The organism is Planomicrobium okeanokoites, assembly GCF_003428875.1.
GTDB classification, from domain to species: Bacteria; Bacillota; Bacilli; order Bacillales_A; family Planococcaceae; genus Planococcus; species Planococcus okeanokoites.
Window position 1 is genome coordinate 237,607 of sequence record NZ_QQRS01000001.1, and the last position, 12,962, is coordinate 250,568.

At 48.3% G+C, this 12,962-nt stretch carries 10 protein-coding genes, 1 pseudogene and 1 other annotated feature; of the genes and pseudogenes, 10 read left to right on the top strand and 1 reads right to left on the bottom strand.

Annotated elements, in window-relative coordinates; translation table 11 throughout:
• Positions 1–62: 62 nt before the first annotated feature.
• Positions 63–1,352 (bottom strand): replication-associated recombination protein A, encoded by a 1,290-nt coding sequence (locus tag D2910_RS01230; protein WP_117312150.1) that lies wholly within the window; start codon positions 1,350–1,352, stop codon positions 63–65.
• 132 nt (positions 1,353–1,484) lie between these two features.
• Between D2910_RS01230 and cymR the strand changes: the two genes are divergently transcribed.
• The 10 genes and pseudogenes from cymR to mltG all read left to right on the top strand — a co-directional run bounded on the left by cymR (position 1,485) and on the right by mltG (position 12,894).
• Entirely contained in the window at positions 1,485–1,901 is a 417-nt protein-coding gene (gene cymR / locus D2910_RS01235) for a cysteine metabolism transcriptional regulator CymR (protein WP_101803745.1), read from the top strand.
• Between the two features lie 13 nt (positions 1,902–1,914).
• Complete coding sequence (locus tag D2910_RS01240) at positions 1,915–3,048, top strand: cysteine desulfurase family protein (RefSeq protein ID WP_117312151.1); 1,134 nt, start codon at positions 1,915–1,917, stop codon at positions 3,046–3,048.
• A 13-nt stretch (positions 3,049–3,061) separates the two neighbouring features.
• Positions 3,062–4,180 carry a tRNA 2-thiouridine(34) synthase MnmA gene (gene mnmA, locus D2910_RS01245; protein ID WP_117312152.1) on the top strand — a complete coding sequence of 373 codons (1,119 nt, stop codon included), beginning with the start codon at positions 3,062–3,064 and terminating at the stop codon, positions 4,178–4,180.
• A gap of 14 nt (positions 4,181–4,194) precedes the next feature.
• The gene (locus D2910_RS01250) at positions 4,195–4,854 is read left to right on the top strand and encodes a tetratricopeptide repeat protein (RefSeq protein ID WP_205854572.1); all 660 of its coding nucleotides are present in this window, start codon (positions 4,195–4,197) and stop codon (positions 4,852–4,854) included.
• A 24-nt stretch (positions 4,855–4,878) separates the two neighbouring features.
• Positions 4,879–7,374, top strand: a complete 2,496-nt coding sequence (recD2, locus tag D2910_RS01255; RefSeq protein WP_117312154.1) for an SF1B family DNA helicase RecD2 — start codon at positions 4,879–4,881, stop codon at positions 7,372–7,374.
• A 53-nt stretch (positions 7,375–7,427) separates the two neighbouring features.
• Positions 7,428–7,638, top strand: a binding site (T-box leader).
• 319 nt (positions 7,639–7,957) lie between these two features.
• A complete protein-coding gene (gene alaS / locus D2910_RS01260) occupies positions 7,958–10,582 on the top strand; it encodes an alanine--tRNA ligase (protein WP_117312155.1) in 2,625 nt (874 codons plus the stop codon).
• An 88-nt stretch (positions 10,583–10,670) separates the two neighbouring features.
• Positions 10,671–10,937 carry an IreB family regulatory phosphoprotein gene (locus D2910_RS01265; RefSeq protein ID WP_071151980.1) on the top strand — a complete coding sequence of 89 codons (267 nt, stop codon included), beginning with the start codon at positions 10,671–10,673 and terminating at the stop codon, positions 10,935–10,937.
• A 3-nt stretch (positions 10,938–10,940) separates the two neighbouring features.
• Positions 10,941–11,357 carry a Holliday junction resolvase RuvX gene (ruvX, locus tag D2910_RS01270; protein WP_084246215.1) on the top strand — a complete coding sequence of 139 codons (417 nt, stop codon included), beginning with the start codon at positions 10,941–10,943 and terminating at the stop codon, positions 11,355–11,357.
• A gap of 13 nt (positions 11,358–11,370) precedes the next feature.
• Complete coding sequence (locus tag D2910_RS01275; RefSeq protein WP_084246213.1) at positions 11,371–11,679, top strand: DUF1292 domain-containing protein; 309 nt, start codon at positions 11,371–11,373, stop codon at positions 11,677–11,679.
• A gap of 90 nt (positions 11,680–11,769) precedes the next feature.
• Positions 11,770–12,894 (top strand): annotated as a pseudogene (mltG, locus tag D2910_RS01280) (endolytic transglycosylase MltG).
• Positions 12,895–12,962: the final 68 nt, after the last annotated feature.

Below are 12,962 nucleotides of genomic sequence, written 5' to 3' on the forward strand. Positions count from 1 at the left end.
ACAAAAATACGAAATTCCAAATAAAGAGGCCACTCCCGAAGGAATGGCCATACAAAATCCTCTTATTTTTTATTCTTTCGGAACGATTTCAATTTTTCATAAATTCCGGCAAATTTTTTCTCCTCGCCGGCGATGACCGGTTTATAGAATTCCGTTTTCTGCACTTCTTTCGGCAGGTAATCCTGATCGGCCCAGCCGCCGAACGAGCCGATCGGGGTGTCATGCGGATAGATATAGCCGCCGTGGCCGAGTTCGGCACTTCCAGCGTAATGAGTATCACGGAGATGCATCGGAATATCGCCGGTCAATCCTTTATTGATTGCGGCTGTGGCTGCGTCGATTGCTTTATAAGCGGAATTGGATTTTTCCGACAGGCACATTTCCGCAACAGCCTGTGCCAGCGGGATGCGCGCTTCCGGCAATCCTAAGCGGTCAGCTGCCTGGCAGGCGGCAAGCACATGCGGGCCGACAGAAGGATTCGCGAGTCCGATATCTTCATAGGCCATGACCAGAAGGCGGCGGGTGACAGCGGTCAAATCGCCGTTTTCCAAAAGATGTGCCAGATAATACATAGCGGCATTGATGTCACTGCCGCGCACGGATTTCTGAAGAGCCGACAGGAGATTGAAGAAATGCGAGCCTTTTTTATCCCCAAATACTCCGACACGCTTGATCATCTGTTCGATCATCTGATCCTCGACAACATATTTCCCGTCAACTTCATCGGACGCAATGACAATCGACTCGAGCATCGTCAACGCTTTGCGGGCATCACCATTGGTTCCTTCGGCAATGCGTTCGACCTGCGCCGGAGAAATCTCAATTTCTTCACGTCCGAGTCCCCGTTTCGGATCCTTCAGCGCCGTATCAAGCAAATGGACGATGTCTTCATGGGTCAGCCGCTTCAATTGCTTTATTTCGCCGCAGCGTGAACGGATTGCCGGATTGACGTCGTGAAACGGATTTTCCGTCGTGGCGCCAATCAGGACGATCGAGCCGCTTTCCACATGCGGCAATAAGGCATCCTGCTGGAGTTTATTGAATCGATGGATTTCATCAAGGAATAGGAGGACTTTGCCGGTAACACGGGCTTCACGGACAACGTCTTCGACATCTTTCTTGCCGGAGGTTGTGGCGTTCAACGCGATGAACGGCAGATTCGAAGTGCCTGCGATGGCATGTGCGATCGACGTCTTGCCGATTCCTGGCTCGCCGTACAGCAGCATGGACGGCACGTGGCCGTTCTGGATCATTTTGTATAGAGCCGTATACGGTCCGATGACATCCTGCTGTCCTACCACTTCGTCGATGGTGCGCGGCCGCATGCGAAAAGCCAATGGTTCGTTCTGCAATGAAAAAACTCCTTCCGTACATCTGTTCCATTAGTATATCGCGACAGCTTTCAAAAGTCATTGCAAGTCCATAGGCGTGATTTATGCTATACTATTTTGAAGAATAATGGAATCTGACTCAGAGGTGTATTTATGAAAATTTCAACAAAAGGCCGCTACGGCTTGACGATCATCATCGCACTTGGCAAAGAATATGGCGAAGGGCCGCTGCCGCTGCGTAAAATTGCGGCGGAGCACGACTTGTCCGAGGCCTATTTGGAGCAATTGGTTGCACCACTCCGCAATGCGGGCTTGGTGAAAAGTGTGAGAGGGGCCTACGGCGGATACATGCTGTCGCGCCATCCGAAGGAAATATCAGCGGGAGACGTCATCCGTGTTCTGGAAGGACCGATACAGCCCGTCGAAGGAATCGAAGACGAGGCCCAGCCGCAGCGTGAACTATGGATCCGCATCCGGGATGCCGTCAAAAATGTCCTGGATACAACAACAATCGAAGACCTGGCTAACCAGCAGGAATCAACAACAGAAAATTATATGTTTTATATATAGAGGAGTTTAAACGATGAATCGAATTTACCTTGACCATGCGGCCACTTCTCCGATGCATCCGGAAGTGGTCGAATTATTTTCAAACAGACTGGCGGAAGTATACGGCAACCCTTCAAGCATTCACGGCACTGGTCGCGAAGCGAGAAAGATACTGGACGAAGCCCGCAATGTCCTTGCGAAAAGCATAGGTGCGGACGATCCGGAAATCATTTTTACCAGCGGGGGAACAGAAGCGGATAATTTGGCGATCTTCGGCACCGCGTTAAAAAAAGAAGGCAAACATATCATCACTTCGCAGGTTGAACATCACGCTGTTCTCCATGCCTGCCAGAAACTTGAACGGGATGGCTATGAAGTGACGTATCTGCCGGTGGACAGAGATGGGCTTGTAAAAGCAGATGACGTGAAAAAAGCGCTCCGGGACGATACAATTCTTGTGACGGTGATGCTTGGCAACAACGAAGTCGGAAGCATGCAGCCGATTGAGGAAATCGGTGCATTGCTGGAAGGCACAGAGACAGTGTTCCATACGGATGCTGTCCAGGCATATGGCGTTCTGCCGATAGATGTCGATAGACTGAAAGTGGATCTATTGTCCGTTTCGGCCCATAAGCTGAACGGACCAAAAGGCGTTGGTTTCCTGTATCAGCGCAAAGGCACGAGCCTGGGGCAGCTGAGTTACGGCGGCGAACAGGAACGCAAGCGCCGCGCAGGAACTGAAAATGTTCCGGCAATCAGCGCTTTTGCAAAAGCTGTTTCCATTTCTTTGGAATCAAGAGAAGAAAAAGCAGCGCAGTACGAGCAATACAAAGATGAGTTTAAAAAAGCACTCGATGATGCGGGTGTTGCATATAAAGAGAACGGCAGTCAGCAAATGCCGCATATCCTGAATCTCAGCATCGAAGGAATCGAAATCGAATCCTTTCTTGTAAACTTGGATCTGTCGGGTATTTCCGCTTCAAGCGGTTCTGCCTGCACGGCCGGTTCGATCGATCCGTCACATGTTCTCGTGGCGATGTATGGTGAAGAAGCGGAAGAGATCCGCAATTCCATCCGCTTCAGTTTCGGTTACGGACTGACCATTGAACAGGTCCGGCAAGCGGCTGAAAAAACAGCCCAAATCAGCAAGCGCCTGGCGCTAAAGTGAAAAGGTGATTGAAATGACAGAAAAAACACCGCAAGATACGCGGGTTGTTGTCGGCATGTCCGGAGGGGTGGACTCTTCGGTTGCCGCTTATTTATTGAAGGAACAAGGGTACGACGTCATCGGCATCTTCATGAAAAACTGGGATGACACGGACGAAAATGGCGTCTGCACAGCGACAGAAGATTATGAAGACGTTATTCGCGTGTGCAACCAAATCGGCATTCCGTATTATGCCGTCAACTTTGAAAAACAATACTGGGATAAGGTTTTCACGTACTTCCTGGATGAATACAAAGCAGGCAGAACACCGAATCCGGATGTCATGTGCAATAAAGAAATCAAATTCAAGGCGTTTTTGGAGCATGCTCTGAGCCTTGGCGCGGATTATTTGGCGACCGGCCATTACGCACAGGTGGAGCACGCTGCGAATGGTGAAACAAAAATGCTGCGCGGCAAGGATAACAACAAAGACCAGACTTATTTCCTTAATCAACTCGATCAGGAGCAATTATCGAAAGTGATGTTCCCGATCGGCCATATGGAAAAGAAAAAAGTGCGTGAAATCGCATTGGAAGCGGGTCTTGCAACTGCAACGAAAAAAGATTCAACAGGCATCTGCTTTATTGGCGAACGTAATTTCAAAGAATTCCTTGGCCAATATCTGCCTGCACAGCCAGGTTCAATGGAAACACTTGAAGGCGTCAAAATGGGCAGCCATGACGGTTTGATGTATTACACGATCGGCCAGCGCCAGGGACTTGGCATCGGCGGAGCGGGCGATCCGTGGTTCGTCATCGGCAAGGATCTTGACCGCAACATTCTTTACGTCGGACAGAATTTCCATCATGATGCCTTGTATTCCGACAGCTTGACCGCGGTGAATCTGAGCTTCACAGCTGACACGATGCCTGCGGACAACTTCCATTGCACGGCTAAATTCCGCTACCGCCAGGAAGATACAGGCGTAACAGTCCAATTGAAAGACGGCGAAGCGATCGTGACTTTCGATGAGCCGGTCCGCGCAATCACTCCTGGTCAGGCAGTCGTCTTCTATGACGGCGATGTATGCCTGGGCGGCGGAACAATCGATAAAGTGTTTAAAAAAGGCGCACGCCTTGACTATGTAGGCTAATGGGAGAGAGACATATGAATTACAATGAAATCGGCATACAGGCCATCCAGGATGGCAAAACCGAAGAAGCGGTGCAGGCATTCACGAAAGCCATTGAAGAAGAACCGGAAAATCCGCTTGGTTATATCAATTTTGGTCATGTACTGACTTCGATGGAAGAAACTGAGCGTGCCGAACGCTTTTTCCAGAAAGCGATCACACTCGATGAAACATCGGCAACCGCTTATTACGGATTGGCTAATCTGTATTTCAATGCTGAACGCTATGATGAAGCATTGAAGCTGTATGAAAAAGCGGTGCAGTATCAATTGGAAGGCGCGGATGCGCATTTCATGATCGGCAAATGCCTGGAGCGGCTGGGCCAGACAAAATTGGCACTGCCTTATCTGCAGCGTGCAGTGGAACTGGATGAAAACGATGTGGCGGCACGGATGAGCTACGGCGTGACGCTGGCAGCAATGGAATTATTCGAATTGGCGGAACCGCAATTCATAAAAGTTCTGGAATTGCAGCCGGACCATTCGGATGCCCATTATAATCTGGGTGTTTTATATGCCGTTTCAACCAATCGCACAGAAGATGCCATGCACCATCTCGAGCAGGCATTCACGCTGGACGAAGAAAATGAAATGGCGCGCTACGCGTATGATATGATTAAAACAAATCTTCAATAGGAATTTGAAAGGGGAACGATCGGCATGACAGGACAAATTGATTTATTTCAGGAAGAAACGCAATTTGTGCTTGGTCGGCCGGTCGTTTCAATTTTTCATAACCCCCAGAATCTTTTCACCATTGCAAAAGTGAAAATCCACCAGACCAACACCTCTTATGCAGAAAAAGAAATCATCGTGTCAGGATATTTCCCTGAACTTTCCATGGAAGAAGAATACCGTTTTACAGGAGCGGTGAAAAATCACCCTCGTTACGGCATCCAGTTCCAAGTGGAGACATTCACGAAAGAAGTGCCGGAAACCGAGCAAGGGATCGTCCATTATCTGTCGAGCGATATGTTCAACGGCATCGGCCGGAAGACAGCGGAAACGATCGTCAAAAAATTAGGCAAAGATGCCATCAAAAAAATTCTGGAAGATCCGGAAGCACTGGATGTTGTCCCGCGTTTGTCAGATGAGAAAAAGGACACCATCCGCTCGACGCTCCAGATGAACCTAGGGCTGGAGCGGGTCATGATCCAGCTGAATGACTGGGGATTCGGTCCGCAGGTCGGCATGCGCATTTTCCAGGCCTACCGCGAAGAAACGATCGACATCCTGACGAAAAATCCGTTCCGCCTGATCGAGGAAATTGAAGGGATCGGTTTTCAGCGGGCTGATGAACTCGGCGCGAAGCTGGGCTTGACCGGCAGCCACCCCGACCGCATCAAAGCGTCGATCCTGCATTTATTGAATCAGGCCTCCCTGTCAGAAGGTCATGTCTATATCGATGCCAAAACACTTATCCCACAGGTTAAGGAAATGCTTGAAGCGAGGCAGCGTGAAGAAATTTCGATCGAAGCGATTTCCCAAGCGGCCATCGAGTTGAATGAAGAAAGCAAAGTCGCGGGGGAAGAAACCCGCCTTTATTTGCCGTCTCTCTATTATTCGGAAGTGGGCATTGCGACTAAACTCGAAACCTTGCTCGCTTCGCAGGAAAACCGCGACGGCTTCCCGTCATCAGAAGTGCGGAAAGCGCTCGGTGAAGCGGAAGAACGGCTTGGCGTCAATTACGCGGAAACGCAGGTGCAGGCAATCGAATCGAGCCTTAATTCGTCAGTCATGATCTTGACCGGCGGTCCGGGGACCGGGAAGACGACAGTAGTTCGTGGGCTCGTTGAAGTGTATGCGGAACTCCACGGCTTGTCGTTGGACCCTAAAGACTATGCCAAGAAAAAAGAACCTTTTCCGATTATCCTTGCGGCGCCGACTGGCCGTGCAGCAAAACGCCTGAGTGAATCCACGGAACTTCCGGCGATGACGATCCACCGTTTGCTGGGCTTTAACGGCCAGGAAAAAGAAGAAGAAACCGAAAAAGAAATCGAAGGTAAGTTGATCATCATCGATGAAATGTCGATGGTCGATACTTGGCTTGCGCATCAATTGCTGAAGGCAGTGCCTGATGATGCGCAGATCATTTTCGTCGGTGACCAGGATCAGCTGCCGCCGGTGGGACCGGGCCAGGTGCTGCGAGACCTTCTCGATTCGAAACGGATTCCGACGGTTGAATTGACCCATATTTACCGTCAGACTTCGGGTTCTTCCATTATAGAACTGGCCCATCAGATGAAAAACGGACAGCTGCCGGCGGATATCACCGCTAAAACTTCTGACCGTTCATTCATCAAAGCCGGTGCCGAACAAATACCGGAAGTGGTCGAAAAAGTGGTGAAAAGCGCGCTTGCAAAAGGACATCACATCAAAGACATCCAGGTACTCGCCCCGATGTACAAAGGACCGGCGGGTATAGATGCATTGAACAAAATGATCCAGCAGATGGTCAACCCGAATTCGGACGGCAAACGGAAAGAACTTGTTTTCGGTGACATCACCTACCGCGTAAAAGATAAAGTGCTGCAGCTTGTCAATCAGCCGGAGAGCAATGTCTTCAACGGTGACATGGGTGAAGTGGTCGCCATCATGAAAGCGAGCGAAACGGTCGAAAAGCAGGACGTCCTGGTCGTGTCGTTCGACGGCATTGAAGTCACCTATCAGCGCAGCGATTTGAATCAGCTGACATTGGCCTATTGCTGTTCGATCCATAAATCGCAGGGCTCCGAGTTTCCGACCGTCATCATGCCGGTGGTGCGCGGCTATATGAAAATGCTGCGCCGCAATCTGCTTTACACCGGTATCACCCGCAGCAAGGATTTCCTGATTCTCTGCGGCGACCCCGGCGTCTTCCGCTACGGAGTCGAACGCACGGACGATACGAAGCGCATGACCACTCTAAAAGACCGGCTGTCGCTGTCAGACCCTGAAGCGGATGACAATAAAACCATAAGTGAGCCGGCGCAGCAGAAAGCTGTTGCTGCTAAGCCAGCAGCGTCTTCACAAACGGCTGTACAATCTGAATCTGCGCAACAAACTGCTGTCGCAGAAGCGGATGGACCAGTTTCCCTGACAAATGACAATGTGCATGCAATCCATCCATTGATTGGCATGAAAGGCATCACACCGCGTGATTTTATCGAATCCTGACGGCTGTTGTTGACAGGACCAAATAACTTTTCTATAATTCAAGCTATACAATATTCAAAACGTTGATGGAGAAAGTATAAAATAGCAAGCGTCCAGAAATAGATCCCCCGGCTGAAAGGATCTTCGCGATGATATTTTAGAAAGCTACTCCTGAGTGCAGCTAATCCCTGCCGTAAAGCCGCGTTAAGGCACCAATGAGAGACACGGAAGAACATTTCCGTGTAATTAGGGTGGTACCGCGAATCAATAGCCTTCGTCCCTTGCGTTTACGCAAGGGATGGAGGCTATTTTTATATCCATCTGATATCTTTTTATTTTTAATAACCAGATGAATTAGCTCCATATGGAAGCTTACCGCTATTTCATCTAAAGGTTCACTCCCAGATATGGAGCAAAAAAGCGGAGACTCCCAGGGGATTAGAAACACAGTTGGTTTTCCAACTGTGTTTCGAGCGAAGTGCTGAGATCCACTCGGGCGAAGTGAAACGAGAACGAGTTAGCTCAGTGCAAGCCCCCAGGAAAGCGGAGCTATTTTGCGAAATATCGATTATTCAATTTAACTAAGTTATAAGGAGGAAAACAAATGAAGAATTTAAAAGCAGAAGAAATCAGACAGCTGTATTTGGACTTTTTCAAAGAAAAAGGACATGATCAGGAGCCGAGCGCACCGCTCGTGCCATTTGAAGACCCGTCATTGCTATGGATCAACAGCGGTGTCGCAACACTTAAGAAATATTTCGATGGACGTGTCATCCCGAAAAATCCGCGGATCGTCAATGCGCAGAAATCCATCCGCACGAACGATATTGAAAACGTGGGTGTGACAGCACGCCACCATACATTCTTTGAAATGCTAGGCAACTTCTCGATCGGTGAATACTTCAAAAAAGAAGCGATCCACTGGGCTTGGGAATTCCTGACGGATCCGAAATGGATCGGCTTTGACCCGGAATTGCTGTCGGTGACAGTGCATCCCGAAGATGAAGAAGCTTATGGCATCTGGCTCAATGAAGTCGGTGTGCCGGCTGAACGCATCATCCGTTTGGAAGGGAATTTCTGGGACATCGGAGAAGGCCCAAGCGGACCGAACTCGGAAATCTTCTATGACCGCGGTGAAAGCTACGGCAATGACTTGAACGATCCGGAATTATACCCAGGCGGCGAAAATGATCGTTACCTTGAAATCTGGAACCTCGTGTTCTCTCAGTTCAACCATAACGCTGACCATACCTATACACCGCTGCCGAAACAGAACATCGATACGGGAATGGGCTTAGAGCGCATGGCGTGTGTCGTCCAGGATGTGCCGACGAATTTCGATACAGACCTGTTCATGCCGATCATCAGAAAAACGGAAGAGATTTCCGGCAAGCAATATGGGGAGGACAAAGACAGCGATCTGGCATTCAAAGTGATCGCCGACCATGTCCGCACTGTCGCTTTCGCAATCGGTGATGGCGCGCTGCCGTCCAATGAAGGCCGCGGTTATGTGCTTCGCAGACTCCTGCGCCGCGCCGTCCGTTACGCTAAAAAATTGGGCATCGAAAAACCGTTCATGTTCCAGCTGGTTCCGATTGTCGGCGATATCATGAAAGCCTTCTATCCGGAAGTGAACGAAAAAGAAGACTTTATTGTACGTGTCATGAAACTTGAAGAAGAGCGTTTCCATGAAACGCTGAATGAGGGACTGGCTATCTTGTCCAATGTTACGGATAAGCAAAAAGCTGCGGGAAGCAATGAAATTCCTGGTGAAGAGGCCTTCCGTCTTTATGATACGTATGGTTTCCCGATTGAACTGACAGAAGAATACGCTGAAGAGGCTGGAATGACAATCGACCATCCTGGCTTTGAACAGGCAATGATGGCTCAGCGTGAACGTGCAAGAAGCGCTCGACAGAACGTCAATTCGATGCAGACGCAATCAGAAGTTCTCGGCAATATTAAAGAACCGAGTGAATTTATCGGTTATACAGATACAGTCGCAGAAGCGAATGTATTGTTCATCATCAAAGACGGAGAACTTGTCGAACATGCTCAGGAAGGTGAAGAAGTGCAGGTAATTCTTGACCGCACACCTTTCTATGCGGAAAGCGGCGGACAGATTGCCGATCACGGAATCTTGAGCAATGACCTGGTTCAGGCGTTTGTTCTTGATGTCAAAAAAGCACCGAATGGCCAGAATATCCATTCCATCCGAATCGATTCGGGTGAATTGACGAAGTCAGCAGTCGAAGCGAAAGTGGATATTGAAGAACGCAGCCACACAGTGAAGAACCATACAGCTACACACCTGCTGCACCAGGCATTGAAAGATGTGCTCGGCAGCCATGTCAACCAGGCGGGGTCATATGTCGGACCGGACCGTCTGCGTTTCGACTTCTCGCATTTCGGCCAGGTGACTGCGGAAGAACTGGAGCAGATCGAGAAGATTGTAAACAATAAAATCTGGGACAGCATTGCAGTTGCAACCGGCTACCATAATTTACAGGAAGCGAAAGACATGGGAGCAATGGCATTGTTCGGAGAGAAATACGGTGATGTTGTGCGCGTTGTCGAAATCGGGGGCTACTCATTAGAGCTTTGCGGCGGCGTACATGTAGGCAATACAGCTGAAATAGGTTTGTTCAAACTTGTATCGGAAAGCGGCATCGGTGCAGGCATCCGACGCATTGAGGCATTGACTGGGAAAGGTGCTTACGAAAATCTGAAAAACACTGAGCGGACTCTTGAAGAAACGGCATCGTTGTTGAAAGCGAATCCGAAAGATCTCGTTCAGAAGGTCCAGACGTTCATGGCGGATCAAAAAGCGCTTCAGCGTGAAAATGAATCGTTGATGGCGAAAATTTCAAATGCACAATCGGCAGGCATACTGGATGCTGTGAAGACAGTGGGAGATGTTCAAGTGCTGTCTGCGCGTGTCGAAGCGAAAGACAATAACCAATTGCGCCAGATGATGGATGATCTGAAACAAAAGCTTGAAAATGCGGTGATCGTGTTAGGCGCAGTCGACGGCGAAAAAGTCATGCTTGCTGCAGGTGTTACAAAAGAATTGGCAGGCGGGAACTATCATGCGGGCCAAATCGTCAAACATGTAGCAGAGCTATGCGGCGGAAAAGGCGGCGGCCGTCCGGACATGGCGATGGCAGGGGCAAAAGAACCTGGAAAACTGGATGAGGCTCTTGAGTCTGTTTACGACTTAGTCAAATAGGTTTAATAAAAGACTTTTATCGTATATAATGGAAATCAGGCAGCGGAAAAGGTTTTTCCTATCTAAATCCGAAAGCGAGGTGCTTGTCGTGAGTTCATTCGATCGCACTATGAAGTTTGATTCGTCTGATGAATCGATGGAGCAAGATGTGAAACGAGTGATGCTGGAAGTTCATGCATCATTAGAAGAAAAAGGCTATAACCCGATTAATCAGATTGTCGGCTATCTTTTATCCGGGGACCCGGCTTATATTCCTCGCCATCAGGATGCAAGGAACAAAATTCGCAAACTCGAGCGGGATGAAATCCTTGAAGAACTTGTGAAGTTTTATATCAAAAAGAATAATGAGGAATAAATTATGAGAATAATGGGGCTGGATGTAGGTTCTAAAACAGTCGGCGTCGCAATCAGCGACGCATTCGGCTGGACGGCACAGGGGATCGAGACCGTAAAAATCAATGAAGCGATTGAAGAATATGGGTTTGACCGCCTGGGTGAACTGATCAGCCAATATGAAGTTTCTGAAATTGTTGTGGGATACCCGAAAAACATGAACAACTCTATCGGCCCTCGTGCAGAGGCATCCGAAAAGTTTGCAGCATTGCTCAAAGAAGCGTATGCTATACCAGTGGTTTTATGGGATGAACGTCTCACAACATCGGCAGCTGAGAAAATGCTGATCTCTGCCGATGTCAGCCGAAAGAACCGTAAGAAAGTGATCGACAAGATGGCTGCAGTAATGATTTTGCAAGGCTATCTTGATTTTAAAAAATGATGAGGTGACGACAATGGAACACGGACAAGAACATATCACAGTCGTTGATGAAAACGGCAACGAGCAGCTATTCGAAATTTTGTTTACATTTGACTCAGAAGAATTCGGAAAATCATACGTTTTGTATTTCCCGGTTGGCGCTGAAGAAGATGAAGAAGGCGAAATCGAAATCCAGGCATCATCTTTCACTGAAAACACTGATGTCGATGGAAAAGTGGCAGGCGGCGATCTTTTGCCGGTTGAAACTGATGAAGAATGGGACATGATCGAAGAAATGCTCAATACTTTCCTTGCTGAAGAAGAGGAAAACGAAGAGCTTTAAAAAGTAAGGCGGAATTGAGTTTCAATTCCGCCTTTTTCTTTTTGTCTGCTTTCTTGTATAATAGTAAAGAATAGTTAAGGGGGGGAACCCGTGGAAAAGAAATCGAAGATCGATATCATGTTTGACCGCATGAAAGAAAAGAAGAAAGAAGTTAGAATTGTGCGGCGCATCGTTTTTATCATCACGCTGGTTTTATTGATCGTGGTGGCAGTTGCAGGTTACCGGGGTTACACTTATGTGACTTCCGCTTTGGAGCCGGTGGATCCGGATTCCGAGGAAGTTATCGAAATAGAGGTTCCGATTGGTTCCAATCTGGACAGCATCTCTGAGTTGCTGGAGGAAAATGGAATAATCGAAGACGCCCGGATCTATAAATATTATGTGAAATTCAACAATGAATCAGAATTCCAGGCTGGAACCTATGGCTTATTGCCTTCCATGACACTGGATGAAATAACGCAAAGTTTGAAAACGGGTAAAGTATACCGCGAGCCTTTATTTACGATCAATTTCCCTGAGGGCTTGACACTCGAGCAGATTGCAGAGAACGTCATAGCTGAAAAAACCGATCACTCGGCGGAAGATTTTATGGCTAAAGTTACTGATGAGGCTTACATTGAAGAGTTGATGGCAAGCTATCCGGATCTTTTAACGGAAGAGATCAAAGGCGAAAATGTCAGATATGCACTTGAAGGCTATCTATTCCCTGCAACGTATCCTTTCTATGAAGAAGATCCTTCACTGGAATTGATAATTGAGCAGATGCTGAATGCTACACAAGCGAATATTGCGCCATATACAGCTATTTTGGAAGAGCGCGGAGAATCGCCGCATTGGCTGCTGACGTTCGCTTCGTTGCTTGAAGAAGAAGCTACGGCGCAGGCTGACCGTGCTGCAATCGCTTCTGTCTTCTATAACAGGATGGAGCAGGATATGCCGCTTTAAACTGACCCGACTGTCATTTATGCAATGGGCGAGCATCGTGAGCGTTTGTTCAACGAAGATTATCAGTTTGAGCATCCGTACAGCACCTATATCAATAAAGGTTTGCCGCCTGGCCCGATCGCCAGTGCCGGAGCTTCGTCCATAGAAGCCGTGCTTGACCCGGCAGATACGGAGTACCTGTATTTCCTGGCTGACTCAGAAGGCACCAACCACTTCTCTGTCACCTACGAAGAACATCTTCAAAAACGTGACGAGTATATAGGCAATTAAACAGACAAGAAGGAAGCGACCTCGCATTCCTTCTTGTTTTATGTTATCATTTGAAAGAATTTTTGCGA

What these genes read in the sequence shown, in the direction of transcription:
- cymR (WP_101803745.1), top strand. Translation starts at nt 1,485, where the DNA reads ATGAAAATTTCAACAAAAGGCCGCTACGGCTTGACGATCATCATCGCA.
- D2910_RS01240 (WP_117312151.1), top strand. Translation starts at nt 1,915, where the DNA reads ATGAATCGAATTTACCTTGACCATGCGGCCACTTCTCCGATGCATCCG.
- mnmA (WP_117312152.1), top strand. Translation starts at nt 3,062, where the DNA reads ATGACAGAAAAAACACCGCAAGATACGCGGGTTGTTGTCGGCATGTCC.
- D2910_RS01250 (WP_205854572.1), top strand. Translation starts at nt 4,195, where the DNA reads ATGAATTACAATGAAATCGGCATACAGGCCATCCAGGATGGCAAAACC.
- recD2 (WP_117312154.1), top strand. Translation starts at nt 4,879, where the DNA reads ATGACAGGACAAATTGATTTATTTCAGGAAGAAACGCAATTTGTGCTT.
- alaS (WP_117312155.1), top strand. Translation starts at nt 7,958, where the DNA reads ATGAAGAATTTAAAAGCAGAAGAAATCAGACAGCTGTATTTGGACTTT.
- ruvX (WP_084246215.1), top strand. Translation starts at nt 10,941, where the DNA reads ATGAGAATAATGGGGCTGGATGTAGGTTCTAAAACAGTCGGCGTCGCA.
- D2910_RS01275 (WP_084246213.1), top strand. Translation starts at nt 11,371, where the DNA reads ATGGAACACGGACAAGAACATATCACAGTCGTTGATGAAAACGGCAAC.